The 15,687-nt window shown below is 64.5% G+C and carries 17 protein-coding genes; 10 read left to right on the top strand and 7 right to left on the bottom strand.

Annotation, left to right across the window (positions count from 1 at the left end):
- Positions 1–17: 17 nt before the first annotated feature.
- The 5 genes from ACHWUQ_RS18270 (at position 18) to ACHWUQ_RS18250 (ending at position 5,915) form a co-directional block, all read left to right on the top strand.
- Positions 18–1,259: a cytochrome P450 gene (locus ACHWUQ_RS18270; RefSeq protein ID WP_394681994.1), complete on the top strand. Its 1,242-nt coding sequence runs from the start codon at positions 18–20 to the stop codon at positions 1,257–1,259.
- Positions 1,260–1,265: 6 nt separating this feature from the next.
- A complete protein-coding gene (locus tag ACHWUQ_RS18265) occupies positions 1,266–2,018 on the top strand; it encodes a SapC family protein (RefSeq protein ID WP_394681993.1) in 753 nt (250 codons plus the stop codon).
- Positions 2,005–3,642, top strand: a complete 1,638-nt coding sequence (locus tag ACHWUQ_RS18260; RefSeq protein WP_394681992.1) for an AMP-binding protein — start codon at positions 2,005–2,007, stop codon at positions 3,640–3,642. Before ACHWUQ_RS18265 ends, ACHWUQ_RS18260 begins: the two co-directional genes overlap by 14 nt.
- Positions 3,635–4,864 carry a hypothetical protein gene (locus ACHWUQ_RS18255; RefSeq protein ID WP_394681991.1) on the top strand — a complete coding sequence of 410 codons (1,230 nt, stop codon included), beginning with the start codon at positions 3,635–3,637 and terminating at the stop codon, positions 4,862–4,864. Before ACHWUQ_RS18260 ends, ACHWUQ_RS18255 begins: the two co-directional genes overlap by 8 nt.
- Before the next feature lie 610 nt (positions 4,865–5,474).
- Positions 5,475–5,915: a DNA-directed RNA polymerase subunit alpha C-terminal domain-containing protein gene (locus ACHWUQ_RS18250; RefSeq protein WP_394681990.1), complete on the top strand. Its 441-nt coding sequence runs from the start codon at positions 5,475–5,477 to the stop codon at positions 5,913–5,915.
- Between the two features lie 180 nt (positions 5,916–6,095).
- On the opposite strand, the gene ACHWUQ_RS18245 is transcribed toward ACHWUQ_RS18250, so the two are convergent.
- A complete protein-coding gene (locus tag ACHWUQ_RS18245) occupies positions 6,096–6,239 on the bottom strand; it encodes a hypothetical protein (RefSeq protein ID WP_239812500.1) in 144 nt (47 codons plus the stop codon).
- Positions 6,240–6,693: 454 nt separating this feature from the next.
- Between ACHWUQ_RS18245 and ACHWUQ_RS18240 the strand changes: the two genes are divergently transcribed.
- Positions 6,694–7,437, top strand: coding sequence for a sulfite exporter TauE/SafE family protein (locus tag ACHWUQ_RS18240; RefSeq protein ID WP_394681989.1), 744 nt, complete (start codon positions 6,694–6,696; stop codon positions 7,435–7,437).
- A gap of 199 nt (positions 7,438–7,636) precedes the next feature.
- Entirely contained in the window at positions 7,637–8,008 is a 372-nt protein-coding gene (locus ACHWUQ_RS18235; protein ID WP_239812498.1) for a response regulator, read from the top strand.
- A gap of 34 nt (positions 8,009–8,042) precedes the next feature.
- Here ACHWUQ_RS18235 and ACHWUQ_RS18230 read toward each other — a convergent pair whose 3' ends face one another.
- The 6 genes from ACHWUQ_RS18230 to ACHWUQ_RS18205 form a co-directional block, all read right to left on the bottom strand.
- Positions 8,043–10,016, bottom strand: coding sequence for a response regulator (locus tag ACHWUQ_RS18230; protein ID WP_394681988.1), 1,974 nt, complete (start codon positions 10,014–10,016; stop codon positions 8,043–8,045).
- 5 nt (positions 10,017–10,021) lie between these two features.
- Complete coding sequence (locus ACHWUQ_RS18225; RefSeq protein WP_239812724.1) at positions 10,022–10,897, bottom strand: sensor histidine kinase KdpD; 876 nt, start codon at positions 10,895–10,897, stop codon at positions 10,022–10,024.
- 65 nt (positions 10,898–10,962) lie between these two features.
- Complete coding sequence (locus ACHWUQ_RS18220; RefSeq protein WP_239812496.1) at positions 10,963–11,979, bottom strand: ATP-binding protein; 1,017 nt, start codon at positions 11,977–11,979, stop codon at positions 10,963–10,965.
- Positions 11,970–12,386, bottom strand: a complete 417-nt coding sequence (locus tag ACHWUQ_RS18215; protein ID WP_239812495.1) for an anti-sigma regulatory factor — start codon at positions 12,384–12,386, stop codon at positions 11,970–11,972. Before ACHWUQ_RS18215 ends, ACHWUQ_RS18220 begins: the two co-directional genes overlap by 10 nt.
- Positions 12,364–12,738: an STAS domain-containing protein gene (locus tag ACHWUQ_RS18210; protein WP_239812494.1), complete on the bottom strand. Its 375-nt coding sequence runs from the start codon at positions 12,736–12,738 to the stop codon at positions 12,364–12,366. The genes ACHWUQ_RS18215 and ACHWUQ_RS18210 overlap by 23 nt, the downstream gene beginning before the upstream one ends.
- A 10-nt stretch (positions 12,739–12,748) precedes the next feature.
- The gene (locus ACHWUQ_RS18205) at positions 12,749–13,585 is read right to left on the bottom strand and encodes an STAS domain-containing protein (protein WP_256460976.1); all 837 of its coding nucleotides are present in this window, start codon (positions 13,583–13,585) and stop codon (positions 12,749–12,751) included.
- Positions 13,586–13,991: 406 nt separating this feature from the next.
- Here ACHWUQ_RS18205 and ACHWUQ_RS18200 point away from each other — a divergent pair, with 406 nt between their 5' ends.
- The 3 genes from ACHWUQ_RS18200 to ACHWUQ_RS18190 are packed head-to-tail and all read left to right on the top strand — an operon-like array spanning position 13,992 to position 15,685.
- Positions 13,992–14,600 carry a hypothetical protein gene (locus ACHWUQ_RS18200; RefSeq protein ID WP_394681987.1) on the top strand — a complete coding sequence of 203 codons (609 nt, stop codon included), beginning with the start codon at positions 13,992–13,994 and terminating at the stop codon, positions 14,598–14,600.
- 16 nt (positions 14,601–14,616) lie between these two features.
- Entirely contained in the window at positions 14,617–15,186 is a 570-nt protein-coding gene (locus ACHWUQ_RS18195; RefSeq protein ID WP_239812492.1) for a cysteine hydrolase family protein, read from the top strand.
- Between the two features lie 19 nt (positions 15,187–15,205).
- A complete protein-coding gene (locus tag ACHWUQ_RS18190) occupies positions 15,206–15,685 on the top strand; it encodes a YetF domain-containing protein (RefSeq protein WP_312461324.1) in 480 nt (159 codons plus the stop codon).
- The last annotated feature ends 2 nt before the right edge of the window (positions 15,686–15,687 follow it).

Below are 15,687 nucleotides of genomic sequence, written 5' to 3'. Positions count from 1 at the left end.
GCGCTGCGCGGGGCCTGATGAATCCATCCGATATCTGCAATGAGCTTTACCGCCTCGCGCGTACGCAGCCAGGCGAGACTTTGCTGGACCACCACAGCGGCCGCAGGATATGGGTCGTGCAGAACCAGCAAGACGCCCAGTGGATTCTCAAAGCCCATGCGGGTAACTGGCCCAAGCACATGGCCTGGATGCGCCAGACGCTGGGTCCATCGCGCATGTCGGAAAACGGCAGCGGCTGGATGGCGCGGCGCTCATTGACGCAGCCGCATTTCAACCACTACGACGCGGAAAAAACCGCCGATGCCGCGCGCCGCGCGCTCAGGCAGACGCTGCCTGCATTGATTGCGCACACCGCCAGCGGCCCCTTGCCTGATGCGCTGCTGCGTACGATGACGCTGCAGGTGCTGTCGGAAGTGCTCTTTGACATCGACTTTCGCCAGACCGGAGTGGACCCGCAGCATCTGTTTGAGCTTTTGGAGCTGAGCGCGCAATATGCGTTCGTACCTGCCGGTGATCTTGCAGGCGACACGCGGCGCCGGCACCTGCGCCTGCTGAATGCGGCCAAGGCGCGGCTCATGCAGGACTTGCGGATTTTCCGCAGCGCCGAATATGCGTCCAAGCCGGTGATCCGGGAGATGCTCGCTGCCGAGGCCGCAAGCCGCCACCTGCCTGATCGCTTCGTCCTGGAGCAGGAGCTGATCACGCTGCTGGCAGCGGGCTCGGAGACCAGCGCCAGCACCTTCGGCTGGGCCTGCCACTTGCTGGCCCAGCATCCGCAAGTGCAGGAACAGCTGCGCGATGAAGCAAGCCGGCCTGCGGCGGGATCGGCCTTGCTTGACGCATTCCTCAGCGAAACCATGCGCCTGTTTCCTGCGAACCCGATCCTGGCGCGGTACGCGCTGGGCGAGGACAGGCTGAGCGCAGGAGCGGTGCTGCCCGGTGATGTGGCGCTCGTGTCATTGGTGGGGCTGCAGACGCAGGCAGGCACCGGCCAGAGGCCCTGGCAGCTTGCACCGGCAACCTCTCGATCCGCTGAGAGGACCGAGCGGAGCTTTGGCACCGCATTCGGCCTCGGTGAGCGCGTCTGCGGAGGCAGGCTCTTTGCCATCACTGAAATGCGTACGCTGGTGCAGGAGCTGTTGCTGAGCGCGCGCTTGCAGCCCATCGCCCACGAGCCGCCCGACCAGCCGCTCGATATGCAATGGTGTTCCCTGATGGTTCGGCGTGGTGGACACCGTCTTCGTATACAAGCTTGGTAATTCTTTATGGCTCCTCACCTTCAGCCTCTTTCTGCAGACCAGCATCTGGGTCTCGGGCTGCGTTCCTCGGCGGACTGGGCGTTTTGCAGGACGCTGGATGCCGTACCGATTGCGCTGCCGGAGTTTGCCGACCTGGCGGGCTGGCATCCCATCGTTTTTTCCGCAGGGAGCGTGCCGGTGCCGATGGCAGTGCTGGGCGCGCAGCAGGGTAGCAATGACTATCTGGACCGCTGCGGCCAATGGCCTGCGTACCTGCAGCCTGCGACCGTGCTCAAGCTCCATCCGTTCTCCTTGGCGCTGGATGCATCAGACAGCCAGCGCTCTGTCGTGCTGGTCGATGTGCAGGACAAGCGGCTTGTGCCGCTGGAAGAAGATGAGGAGGCGCAGCCCCTGTTCACCTTTGACGGCCAGCCATCGCCCACGCTGGCGTCGATCACCCAACGGCTCTCGGCCCATGCATCCGCGTTGAAGGAGGCCGCTGCGCTGGGGCAGGCGCTGCAGCAGAGGGGCCTGTTGGTGCAGATGCATGCCGACATCCGCACGCCCGACGGGACGAGCCACCGGACCCGGAGCTTTCGGAGCGTCGATGGCTCCAAGTTCCGCCAGTTGCCCACGGCGGAGCTGGACCGGTGGTTTCGCCGGGGCTGGACCGATGCCATCGCGCTGCATCTGGCTAGTCTGCAGCGCTGGGTCCAGCTGTTCGAGAGGCAACACGCGCGCATCGCCGCGTCCGCCTGCGCATCCCATGCCGCCGATTGACCCGGGCGCGGCCGCTCCGCCAGCTTCCAGCCTGGCCCAGGCGCTTGCGCACGCTGCGGCGGGCACGCAGGGGCTGCGGATCTTCAACGGGCAGGGCGAGCTGGAGACGCAGGCCAGCTACCGCGAGCTGCTGCTGCAAGCGCGTGCGCGGGCCACGCAACTGCGCGGCCTGGCCAGAAGGGGCCCGGTCCCCACCGTGGTGGGCTTGATTGCGCAGACGCACTGGCCGTTTCTGGTGAACTTCATGGCCTGCCAGTGGGCGGGCATGTTGCCGTGCCCGCTGCCCCCGCCGTCAGTGGGTCAGGGGATCGGTCCCTATGCCCGGCGCATCCGCGCCATGCTGGCCGCTGTTCAGGCCAGCGCGTTGTTGCTCGATGACCTGCACAGCCCGTTGCAGAGCCATTTCAGCGCGCTGGAGACGCCAGAAACCACCCAACTGCCCGTGGTGCCGGTCTGCGCGCTGCCACCTGCCGATGAGACCGCCGCGTTGCAGCCGCTCCAACCCGATGAAGGCGCCTATATCCAGTTTTCGTCGGGGACCACCAGCGCTCCCAAAGGCATTGAGATTTCGCAACGGGCGATATGCAACAACCTGAACAGCATTCTGCATGGCGGCCTGCGCATCCATGCCGGCGATCGCGCTTTTTCCTGGCTGCCGCTCAACCATGACATGGGGCTGGTCGGCTTCTTTCTGGCACCGGTCATGGGCGGCGTTCCGCTGGACCTGCTGCCTGCACAGGCCTTTGCACGCCGGCCCCAACTGTGGCCCAGGCTCATGGCGCAGCTGCAAAGCACGGTCTGCTTTGCGCCCAGCTTTGCCTGGCGGCTCGCCGCCGACAGAACCGCGCCCCACGAAGCCGCTCAGCTGCAGCTGCGTCTGCGGGTGGCAGGCGTCGGCGGCGATGTTGTGCGGACCGATGACCTGAACCGCTTTGCCGCGCGATTTGCCGCCAGCGGCTTTGCGCCCGGGCAATTTCAGCCTTCGTATGGCCTGGCAGAGGCCACGCTGGCCGTGTGCATGGGGCCGGTGCATGTCGATGAGGAAGGCCGCCTGGCGTGCGGCCGGCCTTTGCCGGGCTGGCAGGTCCGGGTTGTCGATGACAGCGGCGCCAGCGTGCCCGCGTTGCAGATCGGGCGTATTCAGATACAGGGCAATGCCTTGATGACCGGTTACTGGCAGGGCGGCCAGCGGCAGCCGGTGGCGCCAGGTGACTGGTTCCAGACCGATGACCTGGGCTATCTAGCGCGCTCTGGCGCGTTGGTGGTGACCGGCAGGCAGCAGTCACTGCTGGTGCTGCGCGGACGCAATGTGCAGGCCGAGGCCATCGAGACCGCAGTCGGCGCTGCGTTGCAACTGCCCCATGGCACGGTGATGGCGTTCCAGGATGCCACGGCTGCGTCATCAGCTTCGTCGGCCTCGGTGCTGACAGTGCTGGTCGAGTGTGCGCTGCAGGACGAGGCGATGCGCGAGCAGTGCCGGTCCATCGCCCGCAAGGCCGTGTTCATTGCCTGCGGCAATGCAGCGGACGTCCGTCTGGTGCCGCCCCGCACGGTGAAGCTGACCACCTCGGGAAAGGTGGCCAGGCGCAGCACCATTGACCAATTGGCGAGAGCCCATGACTGATCGCGCTTCTTCCTCTGCCACCTCCGCTGCGCCTGCCGGGCTGCTGCCCCGGCTTGTCCGTCTGAAGCGCACGGACCCACCCCGAGACTGGTCCTGGCTCGGCCCTGAAGCCCGCGCCAGTCTGGGTACGGTGATCCCGCTCACCGGGGGCGAGCAGATGCCCGCCATCCTGGCCCGTGCGGATGTACGAGCCTGGGCGGTCGAGGTGGCCGGTCAATGGCAGGGCGTCTACCTGTGCGCCGACAACGTTCAGCACCGGGTGACGCGCGTGGCCTGGGCTGCACTGCCGGGCGCTGCCGGGCTGGCGCTGCTGGGCCGCAGCTTTGCGCAGCTGACCGACCTGCTGCTGTCGGGCGGCAGCGAGAAAGTGACGGTTCAGTTGTTGGCCAGCGCATGCAGGCGGCTGTGGCCGCTGCTGCGGCGCAATACGCGGTTCTTTCTGGAGGGGCGGCTGCGCCAGCAATGGCAGCCCGGCCTGCAACGGTATGAAGACCTGTTCATCCTCTCGGCGCTTGCGCAAGCCGACATGCGGCCGCAACGCGGCAGCTTGTGGTTGAGCGAGCATGCCAGAGCGTCGGGGCAGCGCTTTTTTGGCCGTTGGGCTGCATTGCCACCCAGCGCACCGCTGCCCGAATCGACGGCGCGCGGCAGCACGCTGATCGACACTCCGCCTTACCAGTTGCGCACCCTGGGTGCCAAGGATGTCAATGACCGGCTGGTGGAGTTTCTCAATGCCCCGGAGCTTGCCGCCAGCATGAACCTGCCGCGCTTTCGCTTCACGCTGGCAAGCGCCCGTGTGCTGCTCGCCAGCTTTGACCGCCATCTGCACCAGTTCATTGGCATCTTCCGGCAGGAAACGGCAGAACTCATCGGTTTCTACACGGTGTCGGTCAACGAGGCTGCGCGGCACGCCCATCTCGCGCTCGGAATCCATCCTGCGCAAGCGGCAGCCTCGCACACCATGGTGGACACCATCACCCCGCTGACGGACAGCTATTTTCAGCGCTTCGCGATAGAGAAGATCACCGGCAACGTGCTGGTCTCCAACCGAAGGATGCTGCTGACCCTGGCGCACAACTACACGTTCCTGCTGGAGGCCGTGCTGCGCCAGGAATGCGTGGTCGGCGGCAGCCGGCAGGATGTGGTGGTCTTCTCCACGTTCCGGGACCGGTCCCTGCGCCCGCAACGCGGAAGTTTCTCGCCCGGCCGCGCGCAGGAGTGACTGGGTCCGGTGCCAGGTGGGCGATGCACCTGGCATTACCAGACCCCAAGGAGTGACACCTGCGGTCACGCGAGGGCGTTGGGCGGTCGGCCTGGGGCCGGCCGCCCCATTGCATCGCGGCCCTGGCTCCAGCGCAGCGCTGCAGCGAACACGCAGATCCCGCCCCGCCTGGTGCGGCCGGCCCGTCAGCGCAGCAGACGTAGCCGGCGATGCACGGCAGATTATCAAAGCGGGTGGTGTGGGAATGCGGGTTGGCATTTACCGGATGGATGCGGCTGAGAGAGACGATAGAAAAATAGGTTTTTGCAGCTTAATCAAATTATTTTAAATTTAAGCAAACAATAATATGCAAATGATCTGCTAGATTTGTCATTGCTTTTTGGTTTCAGCCAGATCTATAGAAATTATTAACCAGGAACCGCTCGGTGGCCAGCGCCTGGTTGGGCCGATCGCGTGTGGCAGGCGGGGTATCCGGTCCAGCAATGGCTGCTGCCCTTGCAGAGCGCGTTCCGGACTGCGCTGACAAGGCGCTTGCCATCAAGGAAAGCCTGCCATAGGGGCCCTGGTGTTCGTGATTTGTGCTGTGCTGAATAATCAATAAACAGTATCTATGAATACCAGAATCTGGGTGGCGGATAGGCTGCTCAAAGATATATTGCCTTTGCATCTGTGGCGTATGCTCGCCCGCCACGACATTACCACGCTGGAGCAGCTGGAATCCCTCTATCCAGAGAAACTATGGAGAATGCACTATGTCGGGAAAATCAGCTTCCGGCAACTGGAGCAGTATCTGTTCCCGGGTAAGCACTATGAGCCCGCGGCACCGGAGTCCCCCGAGCGGCGGGTGCTGGAAGATGGCTCGCTCGACGGATTGGTCTCCGCACGGGTGCTGCGTACGCTCAGAAGAAACGGAATCGAGACCGTGCGGCAGCTGCGGGCGGCCTACCCCGATCGCCTGAAACAATTGTCCGGATTCGGGAAAACGGCCATGCAGGAGGTAGAGGGCGCTTTTCAGGTGCTGCCGCCGGCCGAGCCCAGGACGCGTAACTGATCCTGGTCTCCGTTCCGTTGTCGCAGCCGAAGAGGGGGGGTCGGGGGGCGATCCCCAGCACTGCATCGCAGAAGCCCGTCGCTGGCAGCCCGCTCCAGGCCCTGTATTTCCACGCTGCATGCGCCTGTCGCTGCCCGCGCCTGCCGTGGCCGCTGCCGTCAGCGGCGCACGGCTTGCCCATCAGCAGTTCCCCTTTTTGGCCTGGCCGGGCGGGCAACCATGGGGATGCGGTTTTTTGCCGGCGTCGTCATAGTAGCCGTCACTGTAGACCGCGCAGCCGCTGAGCATCCAGGCCAGCGCAGCGAGTGAAAAAAGCTTTTTCATAGAACTACCTGAAGTGATCAGAGGTTAAGTTTATAAGCTTGGCCCCGTGTGGCGGTAAATCATTGTTTCGCCATTGCTTTGCGGCGAAGCAGTCCGGGCCGCTGGCAGCCAACCCTACCGCCTGCCAACGGTCTTGGCCTCGCGGGCCGTGCCAGCCGCCCGTGCGACGACGGTAGCGTTGCGCATCCGCTGCCATTGCGGGCGCGGTGGCGGCCATCCTCAGGATGGGCCGAAGCAAGGACCGCAAATTCCGAATTGTGCTGCGGTGTGCGAACCCGTCCAATAGCACCCTATGGCGTTGCGCTGCAAGCCCGCTGGCTGGTTGGGACCGCCGGGGGGCTGCCGCGTTGTCTTGCTGGCCATGGACCCCGCTGCACGACTCGCCTGGTGTATCACGGACCGGTGTGCGGCCCCTGTAGCGAGGGCTGTGCAAAGGGCTGCCTCAAGGTTTGGAATGAATGATCTGCTTTTCCACGGGTTGCTGACCGCTACCTTCGTTGTTGCCGGAATCGTCAAGGGCGTCACCGGCATGGGGCTGCCTACGGTGGCCATGGGGCTGCTGGGCATGGTCATGCCCCCGGCGATGGCGGCGTCGCTGTTGGTCATGCCTTCGCTGGTGACCAATGTCTGGCAGCTCTTTTCCGGCGGCGCTGTGGCAGGGCTCGTGCGGCGCCTATGGCCGATGCTGGTGGCCATTGTGCTCGGTACCGTGGGTGGCTCCGCGCTGCTGGTGTACATCGACCCCGCCTGGTCTGGCCTGGCGCTCGGATCGGCGTTGGTCGTCTACGCGCTGTATGCATTATGGGCACCGGCGCTGTCCGTGCCGCGCGGAACCGAACCATGGCTGTCCCCGGCCGTGGGGCTTGTCACGGGGCTGGTGACGGGCGCCACCGGTGTCTTTGTGGTGCCTGCCGTCCCGTACCTGGGCGCGCTGGGACTGCCAAAGAACGAGCTGGTGCAAGCACTGGGGCTGTCGTTTACCGTGTCGACCCTGGCCCTTGCGGCAGGCTTGCTGCTGAATGACGTGTTTCGCGTCCACCAGCTGGGCCTGTCGGCGCTGAGCGTGCTGCCTGCGTTGGCGGGGATGTGGCTGGGCACCCGCATAAGAGCGCGTATCAGCCCCAGACGTTTTCGGCAGTGCTTCCTTCTTTTCCTGGTCGTATTGGGACTGGAGCTTGCTGCGAGGCCCTTCTTCTGAGGCCAGGCGGGCTATGCCAGCTGGCAGACGCCTTCAACTCCCAGGCTGACGCGCGCGCCAATGGCTGGCCGGTGTGGCCGCTGTCCCACACTGCAAGCAGACCGCTCCGGCAGAGACAGCGGGCTGTGGATCGCAGAATGGCTAAAGATGCTTTTTCCCAGCCGCAACGGCGGCGGAGCATGCTGTAACGATGGAAGCCATGATCACCTATCTGTATGTAGAGGATGACGAAGACATCCGCGAAGGCTTTATGGCCGTGATGGAAGCGCCGCACCGCAAGATCGTTGGCGTGGCCGATGCGGAAGCTGCACTCGCGCTCGATGGCCACGAACGCTTTGATGTGCTGGTGACCGATGTGAGCCTGCCGGGTATGTCAGGCAGCGATCTGGCCCGGCAGTGGCTGGTAAATGACAGCCAACGCCATGTGCTGCTGATATCCGGCTATGAGTTCAAGCAGGGTCTGACCAATATCGGCACCAACGTGCGGGCCCTGCTCAAAAGCTGCGAGCCCGAGGACCTGGAAGCGATGCTGACGAACATCGAGACGCTGCTGGCCGCCCAGCGCCAATAGGTGCTAACGGACCGCCCATGCGTGTCTTCCGCAGTCAGGCGCGCGGGTTGTCGCTCAATGACTTGATCAGCGCCACCAGTTTCTGAGGCTGCAGCGGCTTGGCCATATGGACATCAAAGCCTGCGGCAAGCGCAGCCTGCCGGTCCTCTTCGCGGCCAAAGGCCGTCAGCGCAATCGCCGGAACGCGGGAAAAGCGGTCCTGCGCAGCGCGTATATGGCGCATTAGCGCATAACCGTCCTTGCCGGGCAGGCCGATGTCACTGACCACGATGTCGGCTTGCGACGATTGCAGCGACGCCAGCGCGCTGTCAAAGTCTCCTGCGAGCGCAACGCTGGCGCCACGCTCCTGCAGGATCAGCACCAGCAGATTGGCGACTTCCGCATCGTCTTCAACGACGAGGATGCGGATGCTGCCCAGTTCATCCTGCCCGCCATCCTGGGCAGAGCCCGCAGATTCGTGCTTGGGCAGCTCCTTTGGGGCGCCATGGCCCAGCGGCAGCCTCACCGTCACCAAGGTACCCAGACCCAGGCCTTCGCTGGCCACCGTGATGGTGCCGGCATGCAGATCGACCAGGTGCTTGACAATGGACATGCCCAGGCCCAGGCCGCTGGCAGGGCGGCTGCCGGGGCTGGCAGCCTGGGTGAATTTTTCGAATATGCGCTCCAGAAAGGCCGCTTCGATGCCCTTGCCATGGTCGCGCACGCTGAGTACCAGCTGCGTGTCCTGCACGGCCAGCGCCACCTCGAGCAGGCCTGCATCCTGCGAGAACTTCACGGCATTGCTCAGGATGTTCCAGAAAACCTGCTGGAACCGCGCCGGATCGACCAGTGCCTTGCGGCCCTGGGTGTCCATCGCCACATGCAGAACCAGCTTCTTGGCATCGATCGCCGCCTTCAGCGAGTCAAGCGAGGAGGTGATCAGTGCCGCCGGGTCCACCCATTCCCGCTCCAACGTCAGTTTGCCGGAATTGATGCGCGAGACGTCGAGGATATCGCTGATGATGCGCGCCTGCGTGCTGGCATTGCGCTTGATCGCGTCCAGGTTTTTCGCGAACTCCGGCGGCGGTGATTTGCGCAGCACCTGGTGCACATTCATCATGATGGCGCTGAGCGGGTTGCGCAGCTCATGCGACAGCACGGCGACAAAGTCATCCTTGGAGCGGCTGTAGCGCTCCGCGGTGGCGCGCGCCGCCTGCTCACGCTCAAGCAGCTGCTTGCGCTCGAGCTCCAGCTGGATGCGGTTGGAGACGTTGGCCACGGCGGCCACGCGCAGCTCGCCGTTGACGCGCGCGGCCATGCTCCACTCCACATGCAGCGCTTGGCCGGTGGCGTCCAGCAGCACCACTTCCTCGCGCCACAGGGCCTGGCTGCTCTGGGGGGCGCACATCGCCTCGATGCGGGCCTGATGGCTGGGTGCGGCAAAGGCCGATACCGGACGGCCCAGCACCTCTGCGGCACTGCGGCCCAGCATCTCCAGCATGGCCGGGTTGGCATCCACAAAGCACCCGTCGTCGTCGATCAACGCAATGCCGCTCTGGGCCTGCTCGTAGATCGAGCGGAACTTGGCTTCGCTGCGGTGCACCCGCACTTCGGCCATTCTGGCACGTACCAGTGCCTGGATGGTCGCCACCAGCATCGCCGGCTCGGCCGGGTGGGTCAGGTAGGCATCGGCGCCGGCGTTCAGGCCTGCGACCTTGTCGGTGTCCGCGACAAAGGCCGCAGACAGATGCACGATCGGCAGCGACATGGTCTGCTCCCGATCCCGCATCATCGCGCAGACTTCGAAACCGCCGATGTCAGGCAGGTGGACATCCAGCACGACGGCGGAGATATCACCGAGCGACAGATCCAGGGCTTCCTGTCCGGTGCCTGCTTCGACCGTCTTGAAGCCGGCCGCCCGCAGGGCGCGGGCAGTGGCATAGCAGGTTGCAGGGTTGTCATCGACGACCAGCACCGTGTGCTTCGAGCGGTCGATGCTGACATTGAGCCGGGCTGAGACAGAGGGCATGGCGCTTAGGAGGGTGAGCTTTCATCAAAAACATGCGCGGACGCAGGCGCCACGCTGATCGGGATCGTGACATAGAAAGTCGAGCCCTTGTGCGCTTCGCTCTCCAATGCTACTTCGCCGCCCAGCAGTTCGGCAAGCCGCTTGCTCAGCGACAGGCCCAGACCAGTGCCGCGCAGCCGTTTCTGGATCGGGGAGTCTATCTGGGAATAGTCCTGGAAGATCGCGTGGTGGAACTCCGGGGCAATCCCGATGCCCGTGTCGGCCACGGCAAACTGCACGGCCTGGTCCGACACCCGCTTCGCGCTGACGCGGATCTCGCCGTGCTGTGTGAATTTCAACGCGTTGCTGATGAAATTGCGCAGGATCTGTGCGAGCTTGCGGTCGTCCGAGAACAGCTTGGGCACGCCATGCGGCTCTTCAAAGATCAGCACCACGTCGGGATTGGTGATCACCGGTTTGAACATGCCGCGCAGCGCGGAGAACACATCGACCATCTCGAACCAGCCCGGCGACACCTCGATGCGGCCGGCCTCCACCTTGGCCAGGTCCAGCAGGTCGTTGACCATGTCGGCAAACTCGGCCGATGTGGTCTGGATGAAACGCACCTGCTTTTCCTGCTCGTCGGTGAGCGGGCCGTCCACCCGGTCCTGCAGAATGCGCGCAATGCTCTGTATCGCGCCGATCGGCGTGCGGAATTCGTGGCTCATATAGGCCAGAAAACGGCTTTTCAACTCGGTCGCCTGGCGCAGGTTCTCGGCCTGGGCATCGAGCTCGGCGTAGAGCGCCAACACGCCGCGGTTGGTCTCGTCGAGCTCGGCACGCAGGGCCTCCAGCTCGGCCTGGGTGGCGGCCAGCGTCCGGGCCATCTCGTCCGCGGGCATCGGAGCGGGAGCCGCCGGGCCCGCTGCGCCGCTAGGCGGTGGGGTCACGTGGTTCATGGTGTCTTTCATTCTGTGCGGCGCACGATGAGCACGGTCACATCGTCGCGCCCGCGCCCGTAGTCACGTACCAGTACCGCAACGGCCAGGCCCGGGTCACGGCCGAGCAGCGCGGTCACCGCCTCTGGGGGCCAGCGCGATTGCAGGCCGTCGCTGTGGCACACCACCATCGCATGCGCGGGCCAGTCCATGCAAATGTCCTGCACCTGGCGCATCTGTACCCCGACGGTGCCGTGTTGCACCAAGACCGACCGGTTGTACACGCCGCTCACCAGCCGTATGGCGACATTGCCGGCACCGGCAGCCAGCAGTGTGCCGGCCTCGCCATCGAGCTGCACGCAGGTCACCGCAGCGCCGCGTGTCATCCGCAAAGCGGCATGCGCATCTTCAAGGCCAGCCTTGATATCGCCAAACGGCTGCTTCAAAAAAACCTCGACTGCCGCCTGTGAGGCTTCGGCCGCGCGCACACCATGGCCCAAGCCATCGGCCACGAGGAGCGCAGCGCGCGGGCCATCCAGTGCCAGCGCCCAGGCATCGCCGCAGACGGTTTCGCCCGGCGCCGGCACGGCCATCACCGACACGCGAAATGCCCGCTGCTGCGCGGCTTGCGTGGTCGCGGGCCGAAAGCGCGCCAGCACCACGGTGCCCTTGCCAGGCTCGGAGTGGATGTCGAAATCCGCCGACAGGCGCTCCACGGCGCCCAGGCCTGTGCCTGGCGTGCCTCCCGTCGAGTACCCGTCGCGCATCGCCTGCGGCAGATCGGCAATGCCGGGCCCCTCATCGACCGACAGGATCTCCAGCTCGGGCGCATCGCCACTGCGGGTGGCGATCCACAGCTGCCCCTGCTGCGCATGCCGGCAAAGGTTGTTGCCCAGCTCGTTGACGACAATCGCCGCCTGGCCAGCCAGCACATCGTCAAAGCCCAGCGTGCGCGACAAGTGGGCGACATGGCGCCTGGCTTCGCCCACGCAACTGGGGTCGGAGACGGAAAAGGCGCGGTGGGTCGTGCCCTGAATTATTTCCATCGGGTCACGCTGACGCAGGTGCCAACCCCCACCGTTGATTCCAGCTCGAAGTCATGGACCAGCCGCTTGCTGCCCGACAGTCCCAGCCCCATGCCCTTGCCCGAGGTCCAGCCATCTTTGAGGGCCAGGCCCAGGTCCGGGATACCCGGCCCCTGGTCCCGAAAGCGCAGGCGAAGCCCCTGGCGCAGGCCATCGGCCAGCAGCTCCCATTCCATGTCACCGCCCCCGCCGTAGACCACCGTATTGCGCGACAACTCGCTGGCAGCCGTGATCATCTTGGTCTGGTCGACCAGCGAGAACTTCAGCTGAACGGCCAGCTTGCGCACCATCTGGCGGCTGGCGACGATGTCAGCCTCACTGCGCAAGGGTACGGAGCCCTGGGTTTCATGCGACAAAGTCATCTCCATCAGCGCGGGCTTGCAAAAGCGCCATCCCGCGGCTCACATTCAGTGCGGTTTTGACACCGTCGAGCGACATGCCCAGCTCTACCAGCGTGATGGCGACCGCCGGCTGCATGCCGACAACCACCGTGGTGGCATCCAGAATCTGGCCAATGCCCGATATCGCCGCCAGCATGCGGCCCACGAAGGAATCGACGATTTCCAGGGCGGAGATGTCGATCAGCACGCCGCTGGCGCCCGTCTTCGAGATCTGCTCGGCCAGGTCATCCTGCAGCGCCATGGCAGTCTGGTCTTCCATATCGATCTGGATGGTGACCAGCAAGGTCTGCCCCATGCGCAAAATAGGAATGCGGTACATGGTGCGTGGCCTACTTGGTCTTTGTGAAGGTATAGCCGTTGCGCTTGAGCGCCAGCGCCAGTGCATCGGCCAAGGTCGCCTTGGTCGTCACCGACTGCAGGTCGATGCCCAGATGCACGATGGTTTGTGCAATTTGCGGACGGATGCCGCAAATAATGCAATCGGCGCCCATCAGGCGGATGGCGGTCACGGTCTTGAGCAGGTGCTGGGCCACCAGGGTGTCCACCGTCGGCACGCCGGTGATGTCAATGATGGCCAAGGCCGACTCGGTCTCCACGATGCGCTGGAGCAGCGACTCCATCACCAGCTGCGTCCGGCTCGAATCGAGTGTGCCGATCATCGGTACCGCCAGCACACCCTCCCACAGCTTGATGACCGGGGTGGACAGCTCCAGCAGTTCCTCCTGCTGGCGGGAGATGAGTTGCTCGCGTGTGCGCTGGTAAGCGTCCATCGTCCATTGCGCCAGTGCATCGACGTACCGCGTCACCTGTGCAATCGCCTCGACCAGCGTATGCGAGTCGGTGGCCAGCTCCCGCTGCAAGGCTTCGAAGATCGGTTGCTTGAGCGCCAGCACAAAGGCACTGGTGCTGCCTGCCGTGCTGCCCTGCGCCGCGCGCGAGGCGGACAGGCGCTCCAACGCTGCCTTGACCGGCTGCCATGCGGCAGAGCCGGAGTTCTGCAGATCACCGGAGGCCACCGCAGGCAGCAAGGCCGTCAGGATTTCTGCGGCCTCGGTTCGCGCTTTTTCCGGGGCCTGCGGACCGCTGGCAGCCAGCATCCAAGAATCGACCAGCGCGGATTTCTCGCGCTCCAACAACCCGACCAATAACTGCTGATGAGTGCGCACGGCAACCCCTTTGTGAACGTCAATATGTTTACACCTGTAAGAATTATGGTGCAGCGCCACTGCGGCTGGCCCCGTCAGCAGGGTTCTGCCTGCATGTCGGCGCCTTGGCCTACACAACGGACAGGGCTGTGGGGGATCGGACCCCCTGCCCGACAGGCGTTTGCGCTTCTCCCGATGAGATCGCGCCCGGCCCCAGGCCAGCCGCCAGAATATGTGTCCGCGCACCGGAGGAGGGCATGGCAAACAGCGTGCCTGGCACGCCCTTCAAGCCCATGAATCCATGTAAAAAAGTTCAATTTTGGTTTTTTGGATCGGCGGCTACAGCGCTATACGCCAACTCCTACTTGGAACCTGCGAGGAGGAAGGCCACCATCAAGGGCATCTTTTCCACCCACAGGAGTCCACGATGACCAAACCACGCTATGACGAAGCCGTCTTGAAAGACCTGCTGCTGCAGATGATGGAGACTGAACTCGGGGGTGAGCAGGTCTACCGCGCTGCACTGGACTGCGCGGTCAACGAAGACCTCAAGAAGGAATGGCAGGAATACCTGGACGAAACCCTGACCCACCAGAAAATCGTGCGCGCCACCTGTGAAAGGCTGGGCATCAACGCCGATGAGGCGGCCCCGTCGCGCCAGGTCGTCAAGCACATTGGCCTGTCGCTGGTCAAGGCGATGCAGCTGGCCCAGGCCGGCGGCGATCCCCAGGCAGCCGAAGTGGTCGCCTGCGAATGCGTGGTCCATGCCGAAACCAAGGACCATGCGAACTGGGAGCTGCTTGGCAAGGTGGCAGACGTGGCCAAGGGGGATACGGCCAAGGCATTGAAGGAGGCACACAGCCAGGTGGAGAAGGACGAGGACCACCACCTCTACCACACCCAGGGCTGGTGCCGTGAGCTGTCGATCGCGCGCATGGGCATGCCAGCGGTGCTGCCGCCGCCTGAAGAAGTGAAGAACGTCGAGACGGCGATCGGTGCCTCCCGGGCCGAGCAGCAGCGCGAGCGCATGCTCTGAGGAGGGGCGTCTGCCCATGCCTGCCCAGCCGTCCTTGCAGCCCACGCGGCTGCCTCGCAGCCAGGTGGCGATGCTGTTGGTGGATGTGATCAACCCGTTCCAGTTTCCGGGAGCCGACCGCATGCTGCCGGACATTCTGGAGGCAGCACGCGCCATCGCGCAGCTCAAGCGCCGCATGCGCCAGCGCGGGGCCATCGCCGTCTATGCCAACGACAACTACGGCACCTGGCACAGTGAGTTCAGCGATGTGCTGGGCAACTGCCAGGCGTTGCCGGGGCTGCGCGGCGATGTTGCACAAATGCTGGCACCGCACGCGCAGGACCTGCGCGTTCTCAAACCCCAGCATTCGGGCTTCCATTCGACCCCTTTGCAGCATCTGCTGTCCAAGATGGGGGTCAAGAAGGTCGTCGTCGTCGGCTTCATCACCGATATGTGCGTGTTCACGACGGCGACCGATGCCTGCATGCTGGGCTACCAGGTGGCGGTTCCGTCGGATTGCACTGCCAGCGTGACGGCCGAGCGCAAGTGCGCCGCACTCGCGCAGCTGAAAACCGCGTTTGGCTGCTCCACGGCCAAAGGCCGCTGAAACGTCCCAAGAGGTGTTCATGTTCGAAATGGATCTGGATGTGTGGGAGCTCATCGCCAGAGGGGCGGTGGTCTATGTCGTGTTGCTGCTGCTGATGCGGATGAGCGGCAAGCGTACGGTCGGCCAGTTCACGCCGTTTGATCTGCTGGTGGTGATGCTGCTGAGCGAGGCGGCGGGGCCCTCGATGGTCGGCAAGGACCAGTCGCTGTGGGGCGGGCTGATCGTCTGCGCAGTGCTGCTGCTGGTCAATGCCCTGGTGGCCTTGGTGACGACCCACTTCGGCGCGGCCGAGCGCATTTTGGAGGGAGAGGCGGTGCTGCTGGGCCGCGACGGGGTGCTGTTCGACGCCGTCAGAAAGCGCCACCGCGTCTCCCGCAACGAGATCAACACCGCCTTGCGGGCATGCGACTGCGAGATGGACCAGGTGCAGTCGATGTTTCTGGAGGCCGATGGCCAGATCACGGTGCAAAAAATCCCGTCCGCGCGCAGCGAACGCTGACG

It is taken from the genome of uncultured Comamonas sp. (assembly GCF_964277875.1).
GTDB lineage: Bacteria > Pseudomonadota > Gammaproteobacteria > Burkholderiales > Burkholderiaceae_C > Comamonas > Comamonas sediminis.
Note: the sequence above shows the minus strand (reverse complement) of the source record. Positions and strands in the feature narration are given on the sequence as shown.

What these genes read in the sequence shown, in the direction of transcription:
- ACHWUQ_RS18240 (WP_394681989.1), top strand. Translation starts at nt 6,694, where the DNA reads ATGAATGATCTGCTTTTCCACGGGTTGCTGACCGCTACCTTCGTTGTT.
- ACHWUQ_RS18270 (WP_394681994.1), top strand. Translation starts at nt 18, where the DNA reads ATGAATCCATCCGATATCTGCAATGAGCTTTACCGCCTCGCGCGTACG.
- ACHWUQ_RS18220 (WP_239812496.1), bottom strand. Translation starts at nt 11,979, where the DNA reads ATGGAAATAATTCAGGGCACGACCCACCGCGCCTTTTCCGTCTCCGAC.
- ACHWUQ_RS18245 (WP_239812500.1), bottom strand. Translation starts at nt 6,239, where the DNA reads ATGAAAAAGCTTTTTTCACTCGCTGCGCTGGCCTGGATGCTCAGCGGC.
- ACHWUQ_RS18260 (WP_394681992.1), top strand. Translation starts at nt 2,005, where the DNA reads ATGCCGCCGATTGACCCGGGCGCGGCCGCTCCGCCAGCTTCCAGCCTG.
- ACHWUQ_RS18230 (WP_394681988.1), bottom strand. Translation starts at nt 10,016, where the DNA reads ATGCCCTCTGTCTCAGCCCGGCTCAATGTCAGCATCGACCGCTCGAAG.
- ACHWUQ_RS18190 (WP_312461324.1), top strand. Translation starts at nt 15,206, where the DNA reads ATGTTCGAAATGGATCTGGATGTGTGGGAGCTCATCGCCAGAGGGGCG.
- ACHWUQ_RS18255 (WP_394681991.1), top strand. Translation starts at nt 3,635, where the DNA reads ATGACTGATCGCGCTTCTTCCTCTGCCACCTCCGCTGCGCCTGCCGGG.
- ACHWUQ_RS18215 (WP_239812495.1), bottom strand. Translation starts at nt 12,386, where the DNA reads ATGGAGATGACTTTGTCGCATGAAACCCAGGGCTCCGTACCCTTGCGC.
- ACHWUQ_RS18235 (WP_239812498.1), top strand. Translation starts at nt 7,637, where the DNA reads ATGATCACCTATCTGTATGTAGAGGATGACGAAGACATCCGCGAAGGC.
- ACHWUQ_RS18250 (WP_394681990.1), top strand. Translation starts at nt 5,475, where the DNA reads ATGAATACCAGAATCTGGGTGGCGGATAGGCTGCTCAAAGATATATTG.
- ACHWUQ_RS18265 (WP_394681993.1), top strand. Translation starts at nt 1,266, where the DNA reads ATGGCTCCTCACCTTCAGCCTCTTTCTGCAGACCAGCATCTGGGTCTC.
- ACHWUQ_RS18225 (WP_239812724.1), bottom strand. Translation starts at nt 10,897, where the DNA reads ATGCCCGCGGACGAGATGGCCCGGACGCTGGCCGCCACCCAGGCCGAG.
- ACHWUQ_RS18195 (WP_239812492.1), top strand. Translation starts at nt 14,617, where the DNA reads ATGCCTGCCCAGCCGTCCTTGCAGCCCACGCGGCTGCCTCGCAGCCAG.
- ACHWUQ_RS18200 (WP_394681987.1), top strand. Translation starts at nt 13,992, where the DNA reads ATGACCAAACCACGCTATGACGAAGCCGTCTTGAAAGACCTGCTGCTG.
- ACHWUQ_RS18210 (WP_239812494.1), bottom strand. Translation starts at nt 12,738, where the DNA reads ATGTACCGCATTCCTATTTTGCGCATGGGGCAGACCTTGCTGGTCACC.